Below are 21,318 nucleotides of genomic sequence, written 5' to 3'. Positions count from 1 at the left end.
GAAACATAAAAGCCCGGCAGACGTCGGGCTTTTTGTGGGTCCAGTTAAACGTCCGACAAACCACTTGGCCTCAGCCTTATTGCGCTGTTACTGCGAATGATCTTCCGACGGCTGATCTTCCTGTTGTTTTTGAGCAGTCGACAAGCCTGCCAAGCCCATCCGTAAATCCGCCCCGCTCGGCTGCTGATAAACCCCCAGCCCGAACTCCGGCAGCACGGCCAGCAGATAATCAAAGATATCCCCCTGAATTCGCTCGTAGTCACCCCAACTGGTGGTGCGGGTAAAACAGTAGATTTCCAGCGGAACGCCCTGGGCGGTGGTTTCCATCTGGCGGACCATGCAGGTCATGTCCGGGTGAATATCGACGTGGCTTTTCAGGTACGCCAGCGCGTAGGCGCGGAACGTGCCGATGTTGGTGATGCGACGGCGATTGGCCGACATTTCGGCGACGTTGCCCTGTGCCTCGTTCCACGCCCTGAGCTCGGCTTTTTTGCGGCCCATGTAGTCGGTCAGCAGGCGAACCTGGGTCAGCTTCTGTTCTTCTTCATCGGAGACGAAGCGCACGCCGCTGGCGTCGATGAACAGGCTGCGCTTGATCCTGCGCCCGCCGGATTGCTGCATCCCGCGCCAGTTTTTGAACGACTCGGACATCAACCGCCAGGTCGGGATCGACACGATGGTCTTGTCGAAATTCTGCACCTTCACGGTGTGCAGGGTGATGTCCACCACGTCGCCGTCGGCGCCGACTTGTGGCATTTCGATCCAGTCGCCCACGCGCAGCATGTCGTTGCTGGTGAGCTGCACGCTGGCGACGAAGGACAGCAGGGTGTCTTTGTAGACCAGCAGAATCACCGCCGACATCGCGCCGAGCCCGGACAGCAGCAATAACGGTGATCGATCGATCAATGTGGCAACGATGATAATCCCGGCAAAGACGTACAGGATCATTTTCGTCAGTTGCACATAGCCCTTGATCGAGCGGGTGCGGGCGTGTTCGGTGCGCGCATAAATGTCCAGCAGCGCGTTGAGCAGCGCGCCGACGGTAAGCATGAGGAAAAGGATGGTGAACGCCAGCGCGATATTGCCGAGCACGTGATTGGCGGGAGTGCTGAGGTTCGGGACCAGATTCAGCCCGAATTGAATGACCACCGAGGGCGTGACCTGGGCCAGTCGGTGAAAGACTTTGTTGTGCAGAAAATCGTTGAGCCAGAACAGCGAAGGCTGGCGGCTCAGGGCTTTCATGGCGTAGAGGATCATCCATCGCGCCAGGCGCCCGAGCGCGAAGGCAGCGACGAGCAGTAACAGCAATCCGGTGATCGTGCGCAGCATTGGCTGGTTTTCCAGCAGCGTCCAGATTTCCTGGGCGCGTAGCCAAAGCGAATGGGTGTCCATGGGCGCTGGATCTCCTGATCAGAAAAGGGGGGCGCGATTAGAGCATTGATAGGGAAGCGAGGGCAGGGTAGGCCAAATCCGGTAACAAAATAGGCCCTTTGAGCTAAAGAGACTCGGCGAATCAGGCGTAAACCGGTACCCTATGCGACTGTTTTTTTGTATTACGCCGAGGTAACACCCGTGTTCTCCCAATTCGCCCTGCACGAACGCCTGCTAAAAGCCGTGGCCGAACTCAATTTCGTCGAGCCTACGCCTGTGCAAACAGCGGCCATTCCGCTGGCGCTGGAAGGACACGATCTCCGGGTGACGGCGCAGACCGGCAGCGGCAAGACTGCCGCGTTCGTATTACCGATGCTCAATCGCCTGATGGGCCCGGCCAAGGTTCGCGTCGACATCCGCGCCGTGATCCTGCTGCCGACCCGCGAGCTGGCCCAGCAGACGCTCAAGGAAGTGGAGCGTTTCTCCCAGTTCACGTTCATCAAGGCCGGCCTGATCACCGGCGGCGAAGACTTCAAGGTCCAGGCCGCGATGCTGCGCAAGGTCCCGGACATCCTGATCGGTACGCCGGGCCGCCTGCTGGAGCAACTCAACGCCGGCAACCTCGACCTCAAGCAGGTTGAATTGCTGGTCCTCGACGAAGCCGACCGCATGCTCGACATGGGCTTTGCCGAAGACGTCGAGCGTCTGGCCGGCGAATGCGCCAATCGTCAGCAGACCATGCTGTTCTCGGCCACCACCGGTGGCTCGGGCCTGCGCGAAATGATCGGCAAAGTCCTGAAAGACCCGCAGCACCTGCAGGTCAACAGTGTCAGCGAACTGGCTCCGGGCACCCGTCAGCAGATCATCACTGCCGACCACAACGTGCACAAAGAGCAGGTCCTCAACTGGCTGCTGGCCAACGAGACCTACCAGAAAGCCATCATTTTCACCAACACGCGCGCCATGGCCGACCGCATTTATGGCCGCCTCGTGGCGCTCGAGTACAAGGCGTTTGTGCTGCACGGCGATAAAGACCAGAAGGATCGCAAGCTGGCGATCGATCGTCTGAAGCAGGGCGGCGTGAAGATTCTGGTGGCGACCGATGTCGCGGCCCGTGGTCTGGACGTCGACGGCCTGGACATGGTCATCAACTTCGACATGCCGCGCACCGGTGACGACTACGTTCACCGCATTGGCCGCACCGGCCGTGCGGGTGGCGAAGGTCTGGCGATCTCGCTGATCACCCACGGTGACTGGAACCTGATGTCCAGCATCGAGCGCTACCTGAAGCAGAAGTTCGAGCGCCGCACGATCAAGGAAGTCAAAGGCACCTACACCGGACCGAAGAAGGTCAAGGCGTCGGGTAAGGCGGTCGGCGTGAAGAAGAAAAAAACCGATGGCAAAGGTGACAAGAAGGGCGACAAAAAGAAAGCCGTCACTAAGGGCCCGACCAAACGCAAATCGGTAAATCGTCCGGGGGCCGAGTCTTTAGTCAGCCAGGACGGGATGGCGCCGCTGAAAAAGCGCGTCACGCGTCCGCCCGTCGCTGAATAATCCGCTTTTTGCCTCCCGGCCAGCCCGCTGAACGGCTGGCCCTCCGCTGGGTCACAACCACTGAGCATCAAGCCCGATGACCGGACGTCACGGGTATTGTCCTGTTGGCCCACTGGAGGTTGAAACATGTCTAAACGATACGACTGGGACCTGATCGAGCGTCTGCTGCACCACGTACAAAACAGCGTCGCGATCGAGGATGCGTCAGAAACCCATGCCGCAGAGTTGAGAGCGCTGTTGCTCGAACGCGGGTTCATTGCCGCCCACACCAGCGGTGCAGGTGGGAGTGGCGAAGGCGCTACCCTCACCGCAAACGGCGCGAGCCTGCTGGCGATGATCGACAGCAGCATTCCGGGCAATGACCATCCGCGTCAGGTGCTGGATGAGCAGGCCGATGCGCTGGATCCGGCCACTTTTGACGAAGTGGCCTCCAAGGCGCAAATCGCCTGATCCCGAAAGCGTCCTGATCAGGACGCTTTTTTCATGCTCTTGTAGCAACTCAAATCCGTAAAGTCCTTGCGCACGTCGGTGATCTTCGCCAGCAACTTCTGCCGTTGATCCGCCGTACTCTGCGCCATCAGGTCTGCGATCAGGGAAATCGCTGCCTGCTCGGTATGGTCGTAGGTCGCGCGGTATTCAGGTGTCCAGAAGGTCTGACGATCCTGCAACAGACTGGCAATTTTCTGATCAAAATCCCCGGCCTTGCGCTGTTTCACCGCCGCCAGCAAGAGCGACTGCCAGTGCGCGCGGTTGTCGATCCATAACCGATTCTGCTCCCCCAGCGACGTCGACCACTGCATCACTCGCGCCTGCTGCGCGGCATTCAGCTTGCCCATCCACGGCGTCAGACGTTTCTCCATGCGTTGGGCGCGTTCACTGATCTGCTTGTCCAGCGGCTGGTCGACGTATTCATCCTCATGCTTGCGCAGGTCCTTTGCGAATGCGGCTTGCATCTCGCCCACTTGCTGATCGTCCAGCTGACGCAGCAGCTCGACCGCCGACGGCGTGATTTCTTTGGAGAGGGTGGCGATGGCTTGCCGCGCTTCGGCGGTGCGTGCCTTGAGCTGCTCTTGATTGACCTGATTGTTTTCGACCATCCCTTGCAGACGGTCAAGCCAGTCGAGGTAACCGGGAATCTGAGTGGTGCAGTGCCAGCTCAAGTGCTCCTTCAAGCGCTCATCGAGCCAGTCTTTCTGCGACGCGTTCATGTCCAGGTAGTCGTTGAGCGACCAGGGAATGATGAAGTCCAAATGCCGATACGTCAGACCGATCTGACTGCACCCCGCCAGCAGCGTCAGGCTCAGCCATAACGAAATAAAGGTCTTCAACACAATGCCCATGACAGCTCCTTGGCGGTTCGTCTCCCCGTTATAGAGCAAGTCAGGTCATGGCGGTTCAACCCATCAGAAAAACGAGCGCACAACCTTGAGCGTGACGGTGCTTTCGCACTGCGTGTTGTGCCCGCTGTAAGCGCTGCAATCGGCGCCGGTCAGGCTCGAACCGCTGTACATCAGGTTCATGTCCATGCCCAGCACGGGGCGCGACACGTTGAAGGACCAGTCGCTGTAGGCATTGACCACGCCGCCGCCGTCGATGATCGAGGGCGAGTCAAGCTGGTGATTGCCGTACTGCATGCGCAGGTCCAGGCCCAGCGGAATCATGCTGCCCAGGTCGAGGAACAGGGTGCTGTCCTGGCGGCCGGCGTCAGTGCTGAAGGCGGTGCCGATGCGGCTGTCGAAAATGCGGAAGCCGGCGTAAAGCTCATGACTGTCGAGCTGAGCGGTGTTTGGGTAGCTGTAGCGAATGACACCCAGTTCATAGCCGAGGGTTTTGTCGAAGGGCTTCTTGAACCCCATGTAGGAATCGACTTCCAGCGAAGTATCGGGCGCCAGCCCGGTGCTGGGGGACCATTGCCCGAAGTAGAAGCCGCTGTCGTGAGTCAGGTCGAGTCCGCCATGGAATTTCGAATCGGCACCGCTCGGCGTCACCAGGCCTTGGGCCATGGTGCGGCTGGGCGTGGTGCCGAGCTTCAGGCTGAAGTCGCCCAGCTCCCGCTCGATGACTTGAGCGCTGGCGGCGTGATGCATGAGAGCGGCGCAGGCAAACACAGCACCGGTCCAACGGTTGAAACAGCGAGCATAAGGCATGCTTCACTCCTTTCAGGTTTCAGAGGAGTGGGTCGAAGGTATCTATGCTGGCGGCGAATGGCCCGACAAGAACCGCGATCTAGAGCGTCGCAAGGATACCGCCGATTGGCGATATCTCGCGACCATTGGTCGATTCGATGCAGATGGGCTGAATGTAGCGGTCAGTTAACGGGGGAAATCAGCTGATTGACGACGATCAACGCTTGGGGGAAAGAGGGGTAGCCGCTGGTGGCGACATCGAGCTTTTCGTACCGGGCACGGCAGGCGCGGGCCTTTTCCTGATCTTCCTTTCCCGCCCGTTGTGCCTGTAAGGCGATGGCCAGCGGATAGTTGCGATCGGCCGAGTCATCAAGCTTGGCATCAACCTGTTTCGGGCTGGCGTTCTGACGCAAGAGCAGTATCGCCTGGTAAAACTCCGCTTCGCCGGACGTGTCCTCGCGCGCTGCCCGCTCAAGCAGCGCGCTGGCAAGCTCGTCGTTTTCGGCGCGGCGCTCGTTGATCAGCAGCTTGGCCTGGAGCATGTCGTTCTGATACAGCAGATAGTCGGCGCGGCATGGGCTGCCTGCCACGGAGGTGTCGCAACCGTGGGTCGCACAGCCGGTCAGCCCGAGGCTAAGCAGGGCGCCGATGATCATCCGTTTCTTCATAGCGGTTTCCGCAGAGACGTCAGCAGATCAGGGTATCGTCCGTTCTTTCCCATGACCCATGCATAAGAGCATCAATGAGCGGTCATGTGACGAGAGTAAAGCAGAGCTTTGTACAGCGAGGGAGCGATAGACCTGGCGCTTTGTGATCAAAGCGCCTGGATGTCGACCGCGGAGGCGGTAGAAAATTTACTTTTTGCCGAGGGAGATCTGTTTGGATGGGCCGAAGGTCTGGCCGCTGACACCTTTGGCGATCTGCTGGATCTCGCCACCGGATTTCAGGAAAGCTGCAATTTGTGCGTTGATCGAATCGCTGGTCTCAACGGCAGGAGCTGGCTTGGCTTTCGAGTTGGATGCTTTTACACGCATGGCTGCAATTGACCTATATAAATTTAATACGGCCGGCCATCCTATCGGAATTGGCCGGAAATTGCTTGGGTATTATCGGACGAGGGGAGGGCTGCGAATCGCGAGGAGCAGCGGAAACATTTCCCGAGATGAGCCGCTAAATGACTGTTTTAATTGCGATGTTCAACACGGCTATCTCTTAAATCGAGCCAGCGTTCAAGGCGGCAACGACGCTCAGCGACCTGACGAATGGCTTGAGTCCGGCATCCTCCGCGCGGTGTCGTTCACCAACCCGTTGATTTTCAAGGTCGCGAGCTGACGTCAGCGGCCAACCCGGAATGCCCGTCCGAATTCGGGTAGAATGCCGCCCACGTAACGAGGGTATCTGCACATGGCTTTAGTCGGGCGCTACAACAGTTTGCAAGTGGTGAAACACACCAACTTCGGTTTATATCTGGACGGGGCACAAGACGGCGAAATTTTGCTGCCCAATCGATATATTCCCAAAGATATTCCCAGCGAAGATGAAGACTGGCTCAACGTCTTTATTTATCTGGACAGCGATGACAAGTTAATCGCCACCACCGAGAAGCCCAAGGTTCAGGTGGGTGAATTTGCCAGTCTCAAAGTGGTTGAAGTCAACAGCATTGGCATCTTTCTGGATTGGGGCCTGCCCAAGGACTTGCTGCTGCCGTATTCGGAAGAAAAGCAGCCGCTGAAAGCCGGTGACTACTGCGTGGTGCATGTCTACCTCGACAAGCACACCCGCCGCATCACCGCGACCACGCGTCTGGATCGCTACCTGGACAAGGCGCCGGTCAACTATTCAGTCGGGCAGGAAGTGGACTTGCTGGTGGCGGAAGAAACCGCGATGGGTTTCAAGGCGATCATCAACAACAAGCACTGGGGCCTGATTCACAAGAATGAGGTGTTCAAGTTCCTGCGTTCGGGCAAACAGGAAAAAGGCTTCATCAAGGAAGTGCGCAGCGACGGCAATATCAGCCTGAGCCTGCAGCCGGTGGGTGAACAGCTTGCCAGCAGCCTCAACGCGCAAATCCTTGGCAAGTTGCGTGACAACAACGGCGTACTGCCTGTCAGTGACAAGAGCGATCCACAGGTCATCAGCAACCTGTTTGGCGTCAGCAAAGGCAACTTCAAGAAAGCGATCGGCGCACTGTACAAACAGGGCCAGATCGTCATTCACGCCGACCGTATCGAACTGGTCTGAGGTGATACTCGGCTGCAGCGCGGGATAATCTGCGCTGCGGCCTTCTGATTAGTCTTGCCAGATCACTTCTGTACGAAACTGGCGAAGCTCAGATTCGCGCCGTTCGGGCGCATGTCCTTCAAGTACGAATCCTTGTCCGCCGAAAGCTCCAGGCTCACGGTGGACTTGCGCTTGCCTTCATTGCGAACCACCACTGCGTCTTTCTGATCGCGCAGGAACTTGGTGGTCACCTTCAGGTGAATCAACTCATCGGTGCTGGGCGTGTGCAGAAGCAAATGCAGCCACTCGTACTGACCCACCGCCAGACGGCTCATGGGCAAATCAAACCACCAGATATTGCGCTTGGGGTCGAGCACGGCGAAGTGCGTGTTGTTGGTGCCGAGCACGGCGCCGCCGAGCTGTTCATTACGGCGCGCAATGGCCTGCTGCTTATCGAGTTTCATAACATTCCTGGATCACGGTCTCGTCAACCTGGCCCGACGCCCTGAGCGCCGCCGGTTCGGTCGCGCATTCTCCGGGGTTCTCGGGGAAACATAAAGGCAAAATTCGCGAGCTCCAACAGGGACGCTGAGCGTCCTGGGATGCATTACCACGCAGAGCGTGGGAACGATCAAAATGTCAGCGCCTCGACTGTCCTCTTCCCGGCTGAAGCCGGTCCCACTAAAACCCCACCGAGTGCCTGTAGGACCGGCTTCAGCCGGGAAGCTCTTGACCTGCTTAACGCACTCTCGCGAAATAATTGAACCTCTGAATCGCCGCTCCGGTCAGTTTTAGTGTCGAGTTAATGACATCCTATTTCCACCCTGGAGTGAACCCTATGAGCAGCACCGGCGATAAAGTCAAAGGCATGGCCAACGAAGCAGTAGGTAACGTTAAGCAGGGCGTCGGCAAAGTTACCGACAACGACAAACTGCGCGCCGAAGGCAAAGCGCAAGAAGTCAAAGGCGAAGCCCAGCAAACCGTTGGCGACGCGAAAGACGCTGTGAAAAAAGGCGTCGACAAGGTCTGAATCCCTTGCGCCCGGAGCCCGCATGCTCCCGGCGACCAGATTCGCAACACCGTAACGGCCATCCTCTGATGGCCGTTATCATTTGCGTCGCCGACCGCCTGAAACACATCAAATGTAGCCAATACCCCGGGCGCCCTGTAAAAAGCCTGCCCGTTCGGGCAACTGACGGAATTTCAACGCAATTGCCCGCTCGTATGCATACCGCTTGTAGAAACGCCTGAATCAATAACCGTGCTTCGGCTACATCTGTGTCGCGAAGGAGACGCCATGATATTCCCGGACTTGCGCCAGCTCAGCATCAAGACAGTGTTGGTCAGAACGGTCAAAGAGTTTCTCGATGACGAGATGTCGACCTATGCCTCGGCACTGGCCTACCAGATGCTGTTCTCGCTGTTCCCGTTCCTGCTGTTCCTTATTGCCCTGATCGGCTTCCTGCATTTGCCGGACTTTTTCAGCTGGCTGCGACTGCAGTCCGAGCTGGTGCTGCCGCCCCAGGCCCTCGACCAGGTGAATCCGGTCATTGACCAGTTGCAACAGTCCAAGGGCGGCCTGCTGTCGATCGGTATCGTCATCGCGCTGTGGACCGCTTCGGCCGGCGTGCGGCTGATGATGAGCGCCATGAATGCCGCGTATGACGTGGTCGAAGCGCGCCCGGCCTGGAAGCGCATCCCCCTGTCGGTGTTCTACACCATCGGCATCGCCGGGATGTTGCTCACGGTTGCCGCGCTGATGGTCACCGGCCCGCAGGTCATGAACTGGCTCGCCGCGCAGATTGGCATGGAAGACTTCATCGTCACACTGTGGACGATCCTGCGCTGGCCGCTGATCATCCTGCTGCTGATGGTGGCGGTGGCGATCATGTATTACGTCATGCCCGACGTTAAGCAGAGCTTCCGCTTCATTACCCCAGGCTCAGTGCTTGCGGTTGTGGTGTGGATCGTCGCTTCGCTGGGCTTTGCCTATTACGTGAAGACCTTCGCTGACTACAACGCGATGTACGGCAGCATCGGCGCGATCATCGTGCTGCTGCTGTATTTCTACATCTCCGCAGCAGTGCTGTTGCTGGGCGCTGAGATGAACGCTGTCATCGAGCACATGTCAGCCGAAGGCAAAGAGAAAGGCGAGAAGGAAGAGGGCGAGCGCGATGGCATGGTCGATATAGAGAAGGTGCACATCAAGCAGCACGTCTCGGGTCTTGGCCGCGATCACAGCCATGACCACGACTACACCCCAACGCCGCCGGTGCTGAAAACCGACAAATTCTGAGAACGCTCAAGGCACACGGCGCCTGCTTTTGGCGCCGTTGCCCGTTGCAGAGGGCCCGCAATGATTCGCGAAATTCTGAAAATGGGTGACGAGCGCTTGCTGCGCATTGCGCCACCTGTTCCGGAGTCGATGTTCGGCTCCCGTGAGCTGAAGACGCTCATCGAAGACATGTTCGAAACCATGGAAAGCGTCGGCGGTGTCGGCCTGGCCGCGCCGCAGATCGGCATTGACCTGCAACTGGTGATCTTCGGTTTCGAGAGCAGCGACCGTTATCCGGATGCAGAGGCCGTCCCCCAGACCATCCTGCTTAATCCGCTGATCACGCCGCTGGAGCAAACCCTGGAAGAGGGCTGGGAAGGCTGTCTGTCCGTCCCGGGCCTGCGTGGTGTGGTGGACCGCTACGAGCACATTCGCTACGAGGGTTTTGACCCGGACGGCAAGCTTATCCAAAGGGAAGCCCGCGGGTTTCATGCGCGGGTGGTTCAGCATGAGTGCGATCACCTGATCGGCCGCCTGTACCCGTCACGCATTACCGATTTCAGCCGCTTCGGCTTTATCGAAGTGCTGTTCCCGGGAATGGACCCGAACGCGGACGAATAACGGCTTCGGAATTCAACGAAATCTGGGGCAGCTGATTACCTGTGTGGGAGTGAGCTTGCTCACGAAAGGCCGGTACATCCGCCCGATATCCACCGGTTTGAACCTCCTGTTCGCGAGCAAGCTCGCTCCCACAGGTTATGCACCGGCCGGGAGGGCTGGTCTATTCCTTTCGCTTTGGTGTCAACGCCACGATGACATCGAAAGATCCAGCGTCGGCCAGCTCATTATTTCTCTGGCTTGATAAACCGCAGGGTCATGCGGTCGGATTCGCCGATCGCCAGATACTTCGCCTTGTCCTGTTCACCCTTGACCAACGCCGGCGGCAGTGTCCAGACCCCGTCAGGATAGTCTTTGGTGTCCTTGGGGTTGGCATTGATTTCGCTCTCGGCCGCCAGCTTGAAACCGGCCTTCTGCGCCAGTTTCACCACATAGTCCGTCGGCAGATAGCCGTTCTTTTCGTTGTCCTTGGCGGTGGTGCCGGGTTTGGCCCGGTGGTCGACCACGCCGAGCGTCCCGCCCGGTTTCAATACCTCATAAAACGCCTTGAACGTCGCCGCTTCGTTGCCGGCATCGACCCAATTGTGCACGTTGCGGAAGGTCAGCACGGTGTCGGCCGAGCCTGGCTTGCCGAAGACCGGCGCCTCGGGCGCATAGGCCACGACCTCGACCTTGCCGTAATGCGCAGGGTCGGCGGCGTATTTCTGCTTCAGGCTGTCGGCGGATTTTTTCGCGTAATCGCTGGCGGCGGGGTCGACGATGGCAGCAACGTAATGCCCCTTGTCTTTGAGCAGCGGCGCCAACAGTTCGCTGTACCAGCCATTGCCCGGCGTGATTTCGATGACCGTCTGATCAGGGCGCAAGCCGAAGAATTTCAGCGTCTGCTCGGGGTGCCGGTATTGATCGCGTGCGGCATTTTGCGGGACTCGCCAGTCGCCGCTGAGGACGCTCGCGAACTGCGCGTGAGTAACTGTGGATTCAGGCGCAGCACTCGCCGCCGCCAAGCCTGTCGCCGAAAGTGCCGCGAGAGAGAGAACCATAAGCGCCGGTTTCATGTGCATCCTGCTCAACCAAGAAATGATCGGCGAGGCTAGCACGCAAGGCCGGGCCTGCGATGGCACGTTTGGTTTGGTTTACCGCAGGAAAAGTTCTAAGCCTGTCAGCCGGTCAATCAGCGCTGCGCACAAGCGAGATCAACGGCTTGGTCTGTCGATAACGCGCCAGCCGTGGGGCCAGTTCCTGCGGCAAATCCTCAACCTCAACGAAGCCGATCCGCTGATAAAACCCGCTCAACTCTGGCTCACAGAACAACCAGACGCTCCCTTCAACCGATATCAACGCTGCCGCGATCAACCCTGCTGCGACACCGCGCCCGCGCTCGGCCGGCGCAACGAACAGCCCGGTCAACCAGTGCCCACCCGAAACCGGCGTCAGGCACAAGGCGCCAACAATGTCTGGCTGGCGCGCCACCCATATCTGCGCCTCGCCTCTGGCACGCATGGGCGAGCGATGGGCGCGGTAAAACTTCTCCAGCAAAGGACGCTGCAGGTCGGGGAGGCGCAAGAACTGAATGTCGGGCATGTGCGCTGGGCGTCGAATCAAGGTCGGCTACGGCGCATCGTTCTACCCTCATAACCAATCGATCTACAAGTTTTTCCTGCGTCGTTGCACAACCGGTTATCAGCCCGAATGCAGGAACCGGCAATGCCCAACTACCTGGACGACGCGCAGCGCGAAGAGATCAAGCGTCTGCGTGCAAGCTTTACGGGCCGTACGGAATGGCCGACCTGGTTGCTGCTGATCGGTGTGTTCACAGGCTGGCCGACGTTGCTGGCTGCCAGTCCGCACTTGGGCGTGTGGCCGACGACGCTGCTGATGGTCCCGCTGCTGGTGCTGTGGATGTCGGTGCAACATGAGGTGCTGCACGGCCACCCGACCCGTTCGTTGCGCCTGAACAAGCTGCTCGGTTACGCGCCCTTTGCGGTGTGGTACCCGTACACCCTGTATCGCGACACCCATATGCAGCACCACTGCGATGAAGACCTGACCGTTCCCGGTCGCGATCCGGAAAGCCGCTACTTGAGCCAGCTGGACTGGAAGCAGACCGGTACGCTTATGCGTGTGTTGCGATGGCTCGACAAGACGCCGCCGGGGCGTCTGGTGTTTGGTGTGCCATTGGCGCTGAGCAGTCTGATCAATGGCGAAACCCGGCGATTGCTGCGTGGCGAGCGTCAGGCCTGGGCGATGTGGTCGACCCATGGTGGAGTGCTGGTGCTGATGTTTTTATTCATCGAGCATTACAGCGCGATCTCGGCCGTGCATTACGTGATCTTCTGCAGCGTACCGGCGCTGGCGGTGTCGATGGTTCGCTCTTATTACGAGCACCGCCCCGGCGAGCATTCCCAGGAGCGCACGGTGATCAACGAAGCTTCCTGGCCATGGGCCTGGCTGTTCCTGAACCTGAACCTGCACCTCGTGCACCACGACTTGCCCGGCTTGTCGTGGTATCACATGCCGGTCGTGTATCGGGCGCGGCGCGAGCAGTGGCTGACACGCAGCGGCGGATTTCTGGTCGCCGGTTACGCGGAACTCTTTCGTCGCCACAGCTTCAATCCTATCGACAGCCCGCAACATCCCCATGTTTGAAACCCCAGGTCTGATGAGGAACAGCGAACATGCCCCAAGGCTTCGCCGAACTGTTGATGTACGTTGCGCCGCCGCGCGTTCAGCAGGCGCAAGAGCAGTGGCTGAAACGAACAGTGGAAATCCTTGGCGTGGAGCGTCTTGATGCGCAGGCTCTGGACCTGAAAGCGCTGTGGCTCTCGCCGCACTTGCTGCTGACGCAAACCTGTGGCTACCCGCTGATGACGGAATTACAGGGCAAGGTGCAGGTGGTCGGGCGGCCTGTTTATCAGTTGCCCCACAGCGCCGATGGCAACCATTGCAGCCTGATGGTCGCCCGTGAGCACGATTCGCGTCAGGAGCTCGTCGAGTTCAGAGGCAGTCATGGCCTGCTGAATTCGCGGGATTCCAATTCCGGCATGAACCTGTTCCGCCACGCCCTGGCGCCGCTTCAACAGAATGGGGTGTTTTTTGCCGATGTCACGCTGACCGGTGGTCATCGCAACAGTCTCGCCGCGATCAAGGCGGGGGATGGTGATCTGGCCGCCATCGACAGCGTGACCTTCGACTATCTGGCCCGCGACGGCAGCGAGGAAGTCGCCGGTTTGAAGGTGATTGCTCGTACGGCGGAGGGGCCGTGCCTGCCCTACATCACGCGGCTCGGCGCTGATGCCGATGCCATCCGCGCGGCGATGAATCAGGCGCTGATCGAACTCCCCGATGTCGCCCACGTGTTGGCGGTCAGCAAGGTGTTGCCCGCTAGCGTCGAGGATTACCAGGTGCTGCTCGATTACCAGCAGCAGGCAATAGCGCGCGGGCTCGCTTCGCTTTAGTTATTCCCTGATCGTCTATAAGAATCACTTTTAAATATTTTTACTGCATAACCGCGCTTGCTAGCATGGCCTCTCGGAAAGTCCCGATGATAAAAATTTCAGGGCAGGGGATGTCTTATGGCTGGCGCCGACGTTGTGCATCGCCAATACCTCAGCGAACTGTTTGTGCAGCACCACGCGTGGCTATGTCTGCGCTTGCGTCGGATGCTGGACTCCGAGCAGAGCGCCGAAGACGTCGCCTCCGAAACCTTTCTGCAATTGCTGGCCTCGCCCAACGTTGTGCCAATTCGCGACCCGCGCGCGCTGCTGACCACCATCGCCCAGCGGCTGGTGTATGAGCGCTGGCGGCGGCGTGATCAGGAGCGCGACTATCTGGAAAGCCTGGCCCAAGAGGCAGAGACCCCATTCGCGTCGGCGGAAAGCCACGCCGCCACGCTGCAAATCCTTGACCGCCTGGATCGACGCCTTGACCGCCTGCCTGCAAAGATCAAATCAACCTTTGTGCTCTCGCGCCGCGGCGGGCTGACCTATCCTGAAATTGCCGCGCAGCTGGGCATTTCCCGGCGTTCGGTGAGCGACTACATGGATCAGGCTGAAACCTGTTGCCGCCGCGCTTGTCTGGAATAAAGCGTGTGCTGTGCCCGGCCAACTGTGCCAAACCGATTGAGCTTCTCCCATCCCCGAGCGACGAGAGACATCCATGACACCAATCAAAAAACTGCTGGGCGGCTCGCTGCTGGCACTGGCTGCCCTGACGGGCTCGGCGTACGGCGCAGAAAAGACCGCGCCGATTCATTTCGGTGACATCACGTGGGAGAGCGGCAGCCTGATCACCGAAATCCTGCGCACCATCGTGGAAAAAGGCTACGGCTATCCCACCGACACACTGCCCGGCAGCACGGTGAGTCTGGAAGCGGCGCTGGCGAAGAACGACATTCAGGTGATCGGCGAAGAGTGGGCCGGTCGCAGCCCGGCGTGGGTCAAGGCCGAGGCCGAGGGCAAGGTCCACGGCCTGGGCAACATCGTCAAAGGCGCGACAGAAGGCTGGTGGGTGCCGGAGTTCGTGATCAAGGGCGACCCGGAGCGCGGCATCAAACCGCTGGCGCCGGACCTGAAATCGGTATCCGACCTGCCCAAATACAAAGACGTGTTCAAGGACCCGGAATCCCCGGAAAAGGGCCGCTTCCTCAACAGCCCGACCGGCTGGACGTCGGAGATCGTCAACACCCAGAAGCTCAAGGCCTACAAGCTCAACGACAGCTACGTGAACTTCCGTACCGGTTCCGGCGCGGCCCTGGATGCTGAAGTCGCATCGTCCATCCGTCGCGGCAAGCCGGTGTTGTTCTACTACTGGTCGCCGACGCCGCTGCTGGGTCGCTTCAAGCTGATCAAGCTGGAAGAGCCGCCATTCAACGAAGCCGCGTGGAAAACCCTATCCGACGCCAGCAACCCCAACCCGATCGGCTCCAGCTCCCTCGCTGCCCACTTGGCCATCGGCGTGTCGGAACCGTTCCGTCAGCAGTACCCGGATCTGGTGAGCTTTTTCGAGAAGGTGGACCTGCCCATCGACCAGTTGAACAAAACGTTGGGCGAGATGAGCGAGAAGCGCCAGGAACCGAGTGTCGTCGCGAAAAGCTTCCTGAAGGATCACCCGGAGGTCTGGACCGCCTGGGTGCCGGCCGAGGTTGCCAGCAAGGTGAAGGCGGGCCTGTAAGCGCTTTCTCTTCAAACCGTGGGGCAAGCGGACTGCCGCTTGTCCCACAGGCAACCCTTTCCTGTAGGAGTGAGCTTGCTCGCGAAGAGGACGGAACATTCGCTGAATCTCCACGGGCTCTACTGACGTCTTCGCGAGCAAGCTCACTCCTACAGTGATCGCGTGTACATTCCCCCCCACGCAACCATTACCGCGACCGACAACCCTGACTGGCGACGATGCTCGCCGTGCGCCAAGCTCATGGCGTGTAACGATCCTCTCGCGAGCCCGCGATCATGAACCCTCTATTCATTCCCCTTCACACCGAACGCCTGATCCTTCGCGAGCTCACCCCTGACGACACTCCGGCGCTGGCGCAAATTCTGGGCGATGCGGAAGTGATGCGCCATTCGGTGGCGGGGGTGTTATCGGAAAAGGCGACGGGCGAGTTCATTGACTGGTGCCGGATTTCCTACCGTGAACGCGGCTTTGGTCCCTGGGCGGTGGTGGAGAAATCCACCTCAACCCTGGCTGGCTTCTGCGGTCTCAATGCCGAGCGTGTGGATGAGAAGGACGAGGTCGAGATTGGTTACCGGCTCGCGACCGGGTTCTGGGGGAAAGGCCTGGGCACCGAAGCAGCCCGCAGCGCGATGTCTTACGGCTTTGAACAGCTGGGCTTGTCATCGCTGATCGCCATTGTCCAGCCGACTAATCTCGCGTCGGTCAATGTGATCAAAAAACTCGGTTTCGGCGGGTTCGTCCACAGCCAGTATCACCGACAGAGCGTGAGGATTTACCGCATGACCGCGCAGCAATGGGCGCTGCGTGGTTCAGCGGAATGGGCTTGAGATCTTCCCGGCTAAAGCCGGTCCCACAAGGTACGCGATCCCAGTGGGACCGGCTTTTTCAAGGCCCCGTAGGACCGGCTTTAGCCGGGAAGAGGCCAGCGCAGGCACGCTTGATTTTGTGGCGTGACATCCGACGCATTCCCGGCTAAAGCCAGTCCTACAAGTTTCCCTGCGCAGCCGGGATGGATATGTCGCCCCTCAACTGTTAGCGTCCAACAGACAATCAAAGCGTTGATCACCGATAAAGTCGCCGGGAGAGGACATGGGATATTGCAGATCGACAGCGTTGACGATGATAAAGGCGTCACTCGGGCTGACGCTCCTAGGCGTTATGGCCTTGCAGAACGTGACACTGGCCGGCGACACGGCACCCGCACCCGCGCCCGCACCCCTTGCCGGGGATTCCGCGCTGACCTTCGTACAGGACCGGCATCTGGGCGAGAGTCTGGGCTGGCTGGGGTACCAGGTCGCGTCCCACACGGTGACCTTCGCCACGATCGTCGAGACCGTCGGCCGCACCAAGGCCCAGGAAATCGTGCAGGACGAACTGCAAAGCCTGCAGCCGCAGTATCAGCAGGAATGGGACCGCAACCTTGCGGCCGCCTACGCCGCATCCTTCAGCCCCGAAGAGCTCAAGGCGCTGGACGCTGCGGACCCGGCGCCGGACGTCGCCAACACATTCCGCAACAAGCAGCGCGACGTTGGCGCAGACATGAAGGACCGCTCCAGCGAGCTGCTCAAGGTTTACGTGTCCACCGCGCTGGACAACGCGCTGAAAAAAGCCAAGCCTTGAGGGCAGGTTTTATCTGAAGCGTTTTTTGATCATCCCCCGTCACGAAGGAAAGGAGAGACCATGGACCCGTTCATGCAAGCGGCCATTGATGAGGCGCAGAAGGGCCTGGACGAAGGCGGTATTCCGATCGGCTCGGTCATCGTCCACGACGGCAAGATCATCGGCCGTGGCCACAATCGTCGCGTCCAGGAAGGCAGCGCCATCAAACACGGCGAAATGGACGCTTTCGAAAACGCCGGCCGCCAGCCCGCCCGCGTTTACCGCGAAGCCACGCTCTACACGACCCTGTCGCCCTGCGCGATGTGCAGCGGCGCGATTCTGTTGTACGGCATCCGCAAAATCATCGTCGGCGAACATGAGACGTTTATGGGGGAGGAAGAATTGCTCAAGTCCCGTGGCGTGGAGGTGGATGTGCTGCACGACGAGACCTGCGTCGGACTGATGAAGCAGTTCATTGCTGATAAACCTGAGCTGTGGAATGAGGACATCGGCGAGTAGTCAGCGTCAGGCCTGATTTGGATCAGGCGACAAACACCATCCATGTGGGAGTGACCGGGGTGGCCCTCACCTTGCTCTCAAAGATAGGCCGGGTCATCTGGCCAGATCACTGCAAGTAAGCCTTCGCGAGCAAGCTCGCTCCCACAAGACTGTGGCTGACATGAGATCTCGACCCGTGCAGAAAACTTGTGGGAGTGAGCTTGCTCACGAATGCGGTGGGTCAGGCGAGAAGGGGTAGCCCAGGCAGACCGCTTTCGTGAGGAAGGTGGGATGCCACCGCGGTCACTCCCATGGTTTGTGCGTAGGCAGATCCATCGAATGCCTCTGGGCCCCGCCCGTGCTTCACACCACCAACGTCAACCACGCCGACACCAGCAACAGCACCGCCATCACCTGATTAAAGCGCTTCATACTATGCGCCGAGCGGCAGAATTTCGCGGCGCTGACGCCCAGGTAGGCCCAGGCGCTCATGCACGGGATCGACACCAGGAAGAACGCCAGCGACAGCCACATCACCCGCAGCATGCGATCGGCGTCGGTGCCCGCAAAGACGCTGACCACGGCCAGCGCCATCATCCAGGTTTTCGGATTGACCAGTTGCAGGCTCGCCGCGCCCCACAAGCCCAGAGTCGGACCGCTGCGGGTTTGCGTCGTGTCGACTGCTTCGGCGGGCGCGTTGAAGATCTGCCACGCCAGCCAGGTCAACCAGCCGATTCCGATCCATGACATCACCGTTTGCACCTGCCGATGCCGCGCCAGCACGTCGCCTAGCCCGGTGCCGACCATCAGCACCAGCAACGCCGCGCCGGCGCACGCACCCAGCACAATCGGCAGCGTGCGCAACAGGCCGTAGCGCGAGCTGTTGGTCAGTACGAGGATGTTCGTCGGCCCGGGCGTGATGGAAGCGACGAAGGCGAACAGCAGAAAGGGCAGGAGGGTTTGCATGGGATAGCTCGGCGGTCATTGATCGTGGGGCAATGATCGGCGCGCAGTCGGCAGTCAGTCTGGAACGTTTGAGCAGCGTCGGCGGTAGTCTGCGGGGGTCATGCGATAGGCGCGCTGGAACCAGCGGCCCAGATGGCTTTGGTCGGCAAAACCCAAGGCCGCCGCGACGCTGACAGGTGCCTCGCCCCGCGCCAGCAGATGTCGTGCGCGGGTCAGGCGCAACTGGATCAGGTAGGCATGGGGCGCCATGCCGAACGCAGCCTTGAACGCGCGGCTCAGGCGGAAACGGTCCACGCCGGTCACATGGGCCAGATCATCCAGACCGATGTCCTGATGCAAGTGGCTGTGCAGATAATCACGCGCTCGCTGGGCCACCAGTGGCAGGCGCGGATCGGGCGTGATCAGGGTGCGCCAGCGCAGGTGGCTGGTCAGGTTGGCGAGCAGGTGATCCAGCGCGGTCTGGCGGACGATGCGCAGTTCATCGTGGTGCATCGCTTCGAAGGCGTTGGCGGTGGCGATGGCCAGGCGCGGGTCTTCCGCCAGCGTCGCGGCGAAGCTCAGTTGGGCGTTGTCCGGCGCTTCTTCAAACTGCGCGCGCAATTCCCGGTCCAGCCAGCGCGGATCCAGGTACAACGTGCGGTAGGTGAAGCCGCCCGCTTCCGGAGCCGTGCCGTCGTGGATGTCGCCCGGTTCGAGCAGAAACACTTTGCCCGGCGTGCTGTTGTGCTGCTGTCGACGGCAATTGAATTGCTGCAGACCCTGTTCGGTGATGCCCACCAGATAACTGTCGTGCCAGTGCGGGTCGTAGGCATGGCCCTCGAAATGCGCGCGCACGGTCTCGATGCCGGACGTGGCGTCCTGCTTGAGCTCGATCCAGTTACGGTCGGACATTGCGGGGCCTCGGGAGGGGTGGCTGGTTAGGTCATTCAATCATTCTTGGACACGTTACCGCGCCGCTTACGGCAGGTCTGGAAGAATTGTGCAGCGGGCGACGAAGTGTCGGCGCGCGTGAAGGTCCGGCGGGTCGCCGACTACTCTTGTTACAAAGCGAAAGGTCCTACACGTTGCTCATCCACCGTGACAGCGCGAACCTACGCGCTCGAGCGCCATCAAAGACCGGAATCGTTACCCATCCCACAGAAGGTAAATGATGAACCCTTTTCCGCGACGCCTCGCCGTCGTCTTGCTCGGCGGGCTGTTATTCGCTGGCCTGGCGCAGGCCGATGAGCACACCGCGCACTCGCCGCTTCTGCTGGCGGCCGCCGGTTACCCGAGCCGCTCGATCAATGTTCCCGACAACGGCGCCGTCCGCCGTGCCAACCCCAACAGCCGTCAGGGCACCGAATCCATCGCACCACGTGTCGGTGGGCCTAATATAGGGCCCACTCAAACCCGTCCGCCCACCCTTGAAAACGGTGGCATCGGCAACGGTTATCCGACCCGGCAACAACCTGCTCGACCTTCCAGCGATACCGAACGCCGCAGCAACTGAAACCACTGCCAGCCTCTCTTCCATTTCAGAAGGAATTGCCTATGTTGCGCGCCACCCCTTTTCATAAGCTCGCCCTCCGCAAAACCCTGCTAGCGACCCTCTGTGCCTCCGCGTTATTGGGCGTCTCCGTGCAGGCCACTGCCGCGACCTACCAGAGCGAGAACGGCACGCTGACCGTCGATGAGGTCGTCGGCGGTTTGCAGCATCCGTGGGCGGTTGCGTTTCTGCCGAACGCCCAGGGCATGCTGGTCACCGAGCGCACGGGCAACCTGCGTCGGGTGACGCCTGACGGCAAGTTGTCGGCACCGATCTCCGGCGTGCCGAAGGTCTGGGTGCAAGGGCAGGGCGGTTTGCTGGACGTCGAGTTGTCGCCGGATTTCGCCAAGGACCGCATGGTCTACCTGACCTACTCCGAGGCCGCAAGCGATGGTAAAACCGGCGGCACGGCGGCGGGGCGCGCAAGGCTCTCGGAGGACATGACTAAGCTTGAAGGCTTCACCCGCATCTTCCAACAGCAGCCGAAACTGTCGGTGGGCAACCATTTCGGCTCGCGCATCGTCTTTGATCGCGACGGTTACATGTTCATCGCACTGGGCGAAAACAACGACCGGGCCACAGCTCAGGACCTCGACAAACTGCAAGGCAAGGTCGTGCGCCTGTACCCCGACGGCACCGTGCCCAAGGACAACCCCTTTGTCGGCCAGAAGAACGTGCGGCCGGAAATCTGGAGCTACGGTCATCGCAATCAACAGGGCGCCGCGCTCAACCCCTGGACCGGCACGCTGTGGACCAACGAGCACGGCCCGCGTGGCGGCGACGAAATCAACATCATCGAACGCGCCGCCAATTACGGCTGGCCGATCTCGACCTTCGGCATCGACTACAGCGGCGAGCCGATCTCCGAGTCCAAGGGCAAGATCGTCGAGGGCGTGAAAAACCCCTTCCATGTGTGGGAGAAGTCCCCAGGCATCAGCGGCATGGCGTTCTACGACTCAAGCACATTCAAAGCGTGGGACCATAACGTCTTCATCGGTGCGCTGGCGTCCGATGATCTGATCCGTCTGGAGCTCAAGGACGACAAGGTGGTCCACGAAGAGCGTTTGCTCGGTGAGCTCAAGTCCCGCATCCGCGACGTGCGCCAGGGGCCGGATGGGTACGTGTATGTCCTGACGGATGAGGACAACGGGAAATTGTTGAAGGTGGGTCTGAAGGTGGAGCAGTAGGCCTGCCCTGAAGTTGCTGCCTAAAACGATGACTAACGTTATCGAGTAGCACCGGCTTTAGCCGGGAAGGGGCCGGTACATCCGACGCGTTTGTGTTGTCAGTGTCGCAGTCTTCCCGGCTGAAGCCGGTCCTACGAAAGCCGTCCGTATGCCGAATTCCAAATCATCCCGGTTGTAAAAACGCCGCGCAGAACGTAAAAGAGGCGC

General features: G+C 60.0%; 25 protein-coding genes. 15 read left to right on the top strand and 10 right to left on the bottom strand.

The features are described 5' to 3' along the window. Window positions 1–87 precede the first annotated feature (87 nt). Window positions 88–1,392: a mechanosensitive ion channel family protein gene (locus tag FX982_RS01485; protein ID WP_172609379.1), complete on the bottom strand. Its 1,305-nt coding sequence runs from the start codon at window positions 1,390–1,392 to the stop codon at window positions 88–90. 180 nt (window positions 1,393–1,572) lie between these two features. On the opposite strand from FX982_RS01485, the gene FX982_RS01480 reads away from it, so the two are divergent. Next, the gene (locus tag FX982_RS01480; RefSeq protein WP_172609378.1) at window positions 1,573–2,925 is read left to right on the top strand and encodes a DEAD/DEAH box helicase; all 1,353 of its coding nucleotides are present in this window, start codon (window positions 1,573–1,575) and stop codon (window positions 2,923–2,925) included. A gap of 126 nt (window positions 2,926–3,051) precedes the next feature. Beyond that, window positions 3,052–3,375 (top strand): hypothetical protein, encoded by a 324-nt coding sequence (locus FX982_RS01475; RefSeq protein WP_172609377.1) that lies wholly within the window; start codon window positions 3,052–3,054, stop codon window positions 3,373–3,375. Between the two features lie 17 nt (window positions 3,376–3,392). Here the strand turns inward: FX982_RS01475 and FX982_RS01470 are convergent, their stop codons facing one another. From FX982_RS01470 to FX982_RS01455, 4 genes are all read right to left on the bottom strand, one after another. Further along, entirely contained in the window at window positions 3,393–4,265 is an 873-nt protein-coding gene (locus FX982_RS01470; protein ID WP_172609376.1) for a DUF6279 family lipoprotein, read from the bottom strand. Window positions 4,266–4,328: 63 nt separating this feature from the next. After that, a complete protein-coding gene (locus FX982_RS01465) occupies window positions 4,329–5,072 on the bottom strand; it encodes a TorF family putative porin (protein WP_122536616.1) in 744 nt (247 codons plus the stop codon). A 161-nt stretch (window positions 5,073–5,233) separates the two neighbouring features. Then, window positions 5,234–5,719 carry a hypothetical protein gene (locus FX982_RS01460; protein WP_172609375.1) on the bottom strand — a complete coding sequence of 162 codons (486 nt, stop codon included), beginning with the start codon at window positions 5,717–5,719 and terminating at the stop codon, window positions 5,234–5,236. Window positions 5,720–5,905: 186 nt separating this feature from the next. Further along, the gene (locus tag FX982_RS01455) at window positions 5,906–6,085 is read right to left on the bottom strand and encodes a hypothetical protein (protein ID WP_037012170.1); all 180 of its coding nucleotides are present in this window, start codon (window positions 6,083–6,085) and stop codon (window positions 5,906–5,908) included. Window positions 6,086–6,455: 370 nt separating this feature from the next. Between FX982_RS01455 and FX982_RS01450 the strand changes: the two genes are divergently transcribed. Continuing rightward, window positions 6,456–7,292, top strand: a complete 837-nt coding sequence (locus FX982_RS01450) for a CvfB family protein (RefSeq protein ID WP_172609374.1) — start codon at window positions 6,456–6,458, stop codon at window positions 7,290–7,292. Window positions 7,293–7,354: 62 nt separating this feature from the next. Here the strand turns inward: FX982_RS01450 and FX982_RS01445 are convergent, their stop codons facing one another. Continuing rightward, on the bottom strand, window positions 7,355–7,735 hold the full coding sequence (locus FX982_RS01445; protein WP_065992698.1) for a hypothetical protein: 381 nt from the start codon (window positions 7,733–7,735) through the stop codon (window positions 7,355–7,357). Window positions 7,736–8,109: 374 nt separating this feature from the next. Between FX982_RS01445 and FX982_RS01440 the strand changes: the two genes are divergently transcribed. From FX982_RS01440 to def, 3 genes are all read left to right on the top strand, one after another. Then, complete coding sequence (locus tag FX982_RS01440) at window positions 8,110–8,301, top strand: CsbD family protein (protein WP_172609373.1); 192 nt, start codon at window positions 8,110–8,112, stop codon at window positions 8,299–8,301. 267 nt (window positions 8,302–8,568) lie between these two features. Next, a complete protein-coding gene (locus FX982_RS01435) occupies window positions 8,569–9,567 on the top strand; it encodes a YihY/virulence factor BrkB family protein (RefSeq protein ID WP_172609372.1) in 999 nt (332 codons plus the stop codon). A gap of 60 nt (window positions 9,568–9,627) precedes the next feature. Then, entirely contained in the window at window positions 9,628–10,167 is a 540-nt protein-coding gene (def, locus tag FX982_RS01430; RefSeq protein ID WP_065992704.1) for a peptide deformylase, read from the top strand. Window positions 10,168–10,391: 224 nt separating this feature from the next. Here the strand turns inward: def and FX982_RS01425 are convergent, their stop codons facing one another. Together FX982_RS01425 and FX982_RS01420 are read right to left on the bottom strand one after the other, a co-directional pair. Continuing rightward, on the bottom strand, window positions 10,392–11,219 hold the full coding sequence (locus FX982_RS01425) for a class I SAM-dependent methyltransferase (RefSeq protein ID WP_172609371.1): 828 nt from the start codon (window positions 11,217–11,219) through the stop codon (window positions 10,392–10,394). A 112-nt stretch (window positions 11,220–11,331) separates the two neighbouring features. Beyond that, window positions 11,332–11,745: a GNAT family N-acetyltransferase gene (locus FX982_RS01420; RefSeq protein ID WP_172609370.1), complete on the bottom strand. Its 414-nt coding sequence runs from the start codon at window positions 11,743–11,745 to the stop codon at window positions 11,332–11,334. Between the two features lie 123 nt (window positions 11,746–11,868). Here FX982_RS01420 and FX982_RS01415 point away from each other — a divergent pair, with 123 nt between their 5' ends. From FX982_RS01415 to FX982_RS01385, 7 genes are all read left to right on the top strand, one after another. After that, entirely contained in the window at window positions 11,869–12,810 is a 942-nt protein-coding gene (locus FX982_RS01415; protein ID WP_172609369.1) for a fatty acid desaturase, read from the top strand. Window positions 12,811–12,839: 29 nt separating this feature from the next. Then, entirely contained in the window at window positions 12,840–13,619 is a 780-nt protein-coding gene (locus tag FX982_RS01410) for a phosphate/phosphite/phosphonate ABC transporter substrate-binding protein (RefSeq protein ID WP_172609368.1), read from the top strand. Window positions 13,620–13,736: 117 nt separating this feature from the next. Next, window positions 13,737–14,246, top strand: a complete 510-nt coding sequence (locus FX982_RS01405) for a sigma-70 family RNA polymerase sigma factor (protein ID WP_172609367.1) — start codon at window positions 13,737–13,739, stop codon at window positions 14,244–14,246. Between the two features lie 73 nt (window positions 14,247–14,319). Further along, window positions 14,320–15,333, top strand: coding sequence for an ABC transporter substrate-binding protein (locus tag FX982_RS01400; RefSeq protein ID WP_172609366.1), 1,014 nt, complete (start codon window positions 14,320–14,322; stop codon window positions 15,331–15,333). Window positions 15,334–15,608: 275 nt separating this feature from the next. After that, on the top strand, window positions 15,609–16,160 hold the full coding sequence (locus tag FX982_RS01395; RefSeq protein WP_172609365.1) for a GNAT family N-acetyltransferase: 552 nt from the start codon (window positions 15,609–15,611) through the stop codon (window positions 16,158–16,160). 346 nt (window positions 16,161–16,506) lie between these two features. Beyond that, a complete protein-coding gene (locus FX982_RS01390) occupies window positions 16,507–16,953 on the top strand; it encodes a hypothetical protein (protein ID WP_254074903.1) in 447 nt (148 codons plus the stop codon). Between the two features lie 60 nt (window positions 16,954–17,013). Then, the gene (locus FX982_RS01385) at window positions 17,014–17,451 is read left to right on the top strand and encodes a nucleoside deaminase (RefSeq protein WP_172609363.1); all 438 of its coding nucleotides are present in this window, start codon (window positions 17,014–17,016) and stop codon (window positions 17,449–17,451) included. Window positions 17,452–17,793: 342 nt separating this feature from the next. On the opposite strand, the gene FX982_RS01380 is transcribed toward FX982_RS01385, so the two are convergent. Together FX982_RS01380 and FX982_RS01375 are read right to left on the bottom strand one after the other, a co-directional pair. Then, a complete protein-coding gene (locus FX982_RS01380) occupies window positions 17,794–18,396 on the bottom strand; it encodes a LysE family translocator (protein ID WP_172609362.1) in 603 nt (200 codons plus the stop codon). 54 nt (window positions 18,397–18,450) lie between these two features. Next, the gene (locus FX982_RS01375) at window positions 18,451–19,287 is read right to left on the bottom strand and encodes an AraC family transcriptional regulator (RefSeq protein WP_172609361.1); all 837 of its coding nucleotides are present in this window, start codon (window positions 19,285–19,287) and stop codon (window positions 18,451–18,453) included. A gap of 259 nt (window positions 19,288–19,546) precedes the next feature. Between FX982_RS01375 and FX982_RS01370 the strand changes: the two genes are divergently transcribed. Together FX982_RS01370 and FX982_RS01365 are read left to right on the top strand one after the other, a co-directional pair. Then, the gene (locus FX982_RS01370; protein ID WP_172612953.1) at window positions 19,547–19,888 is read left to right on the top strand and encodes a hypothetical protein; all 342 of its coding nucleotides are present in this window, start codon (window positions 19,547–19,549) and stop codon (window positions 19,886–19,888) included. 41 nt (window positions 19,889–19,929) lie between these two features. Beyond that, a complete protein-coding gene (locus FX982_RS01365) occupies window positions 19,930–21,111 on the top strand; it encodes a PQQ-dependent sugar dehydrogenase (protein ID WP_172609360.1) in 1,182 nt (393 codons plus the stop codon). The last annotated feature ends 207 nt before the right edge of the window (window positions 21,112–21,318 follow it).

The sequence above is a fragment of the Pseudomonas graminis genome (assembly GCF_013201545.1).
Classification (GTDB): Bacteria; Pseudomonadota; Gammaproteobacteria; order Pseudomonadales; family Pseudomonadaceae; genus Aquipseudomonas.
The sequence above is the reverse complement of the archived record's forward strand: the minus strand, read 5'-3'. Positions and strand labels throughout refer to the sequence as shown.

Excerpts from the sequence above, each read along its gene's own strand:
- FX982_RS01485 (WP_172609379.1), bottom strand. The coding sequence starts at position 1,392 with ATGGACACCCATTCGCTTTGGCTACGCGCCCAGGAAATCTGGACGCTG.
- FX982_RS01475 (WP_172609377.1), top strand. The coding sequence starts at position 3,052 with ATGTCTAAACGATACGACTGGGACCTGATCGAGCGTCTGCTGCACCAC.
- FX982_RS01470 (WP_172609376.1), bottom strand. The coding sequence starts at position 4,265 with ATGGGCATTGTGTTGAAGACCTTTATTTCGTTATGGCTGAGCCTGACG.
- FX982_RS01465 (WP_122536616.1), bottom strand. The coding sequence starts at position 5,072 with ATGCCTTATGCTCGCTGTTTCAACCGTTGGACCGGTGCTGTGTTTGCC.
- FX982_RS01460 (WP_172609375.1), bottom strand. The coding sequence starts at position 5,719 with ATGAAGAAACGGATGATCATCGGCGCCCTGCTTAGCCTCGGGCTGACC.
- FX982_RS01455 (WP_037012170.1), bottom strand. The coding sequence starts at position 6,085 with ATGCGTGTAAAAGCATCCAACTCGAAAGCCAAGCCAGCTCCTGCCGTT.
- FX982_RS01450 (WP_172609374.1), top strand. The coding sequence starts at position 6,456 with ATGGCTTTAGTCGGGCGCTACAACAGTTTGCAAGTGGTGAAACACACC.
- FX982_RS01445 (WP_065992698.1), bottom strand. The coding sequence starts at position 7,735 with ATGAAACTCGATAAGCAGCAGGCCATTGCGCGCCGTAATGAACAGCTC.
- FX982_RS01440 (WP_172609373.1), top strand. The coding sequence starts at position 8,110 with ATGAGCAGCACCGGCGATAAAGTCAAAGGCATGGCCAACGAAGCAGTA.
- FX982_RS01435 (WP_172609372.1), top strand. The coding sequence starts at position 8,569 with ATGATATTCCCGGACTTGCGCCAGCTCAGCATCAAGACAGTGTTGGTC.
- def (WP_065992704.1), top strand. The coding sequence starts at position 9,628 with ATGATTCGCGAAATTCTGAAAATGGGTGACGAGCGCTTGCTGCGCATT.
- FX982_RS01425 (WP_172609371.1), bottom strand. The coding sequence starts at position 11,219 with ATGAAACCGGCGCTTATGGTTCTCTCTCTCGCGGCACTTTCGGCGACA.
- FX982_RS01420 (WP_172609370.1), bottom strand. The coding sequence starts at position 11,745 with ATGCCCGACATTCAGTTCTTGCGCCTCCCCGACCTGCAGCGTCCTTTG.
- FX982_RS01415 (WP_172609369.1), top strand. The coding sequence starts at position 11,869 with ATGCCCAACTACCTGGACGACGCGCAGCGCGAAGAGATCAAGCGTCTG.
- FX982_RS01410 (WP_172609368.1), top strand. The coding sequence starts at position 12,840 with ATGCCCCAAGGCTTCGCCGAACTGTTGATGTACGTTGCGCCGCCGCGC.
- FX982_RS01405 (WP_172609367.1), top strand. The coding sequence starts at position 13,737 with ATGGCTGGCGCCGACGTTGTGCATCGCCAATACCTCAGCGAACTGTTT.
- FX982_RS01400 (WP_172609366.1), top strand. The coding sequence starts at position 14,320 with ATGACACCAATCAAAAAACTGCTGGGCGGCTCGCTGCTGGCACTGGCT.
- FX982_RS01395 (WP_172609365.1), top strand. The coding sequence starts at position 15,609 with ATGAACCCTCTATTCATTCCCCTTCACACCGAACGCCTGATCCTTCGC.
- FX982_RS01385 (WP_172609363.1), top strand. The coding sequence starts at position 17,014 with ATGGACCCGTTCATGCAAGCGGCCATTGATGAGGCGCAGAAGGGCCTG.
- FX982_RS01380 (WP_172609362.1), bottom strand. The coding sequence starts at position 18,396 with ATGCAAACCCTCCTGCCCTTTCTGCTGTTCGCCTTCGTCGCTTCCATC.
- FX982_RS01375 (WP_172609361.1), bottom strand. The coding sequence starts at position 19,287 with ATGTCCGACCGTAACTGGATCGAGCTCAAGCAGGACGCCACGTCCGGC.
- FX982_RS01370 (WP_172612953.1), top strand. The coding sequence starts at position 19,547 with ATGAACCCTTTTCCGCGACGCCTCGCCGTCGTCTTGCTCGGCGGGCTG.
- FX982_RS01365 (WP_172609360.1), top strand. The coding sequence starts at position 19,930 with ATGTTGCGCGCCACCCCTTTTCATAAGCTCGCCCTCCGCAAAACCCTG.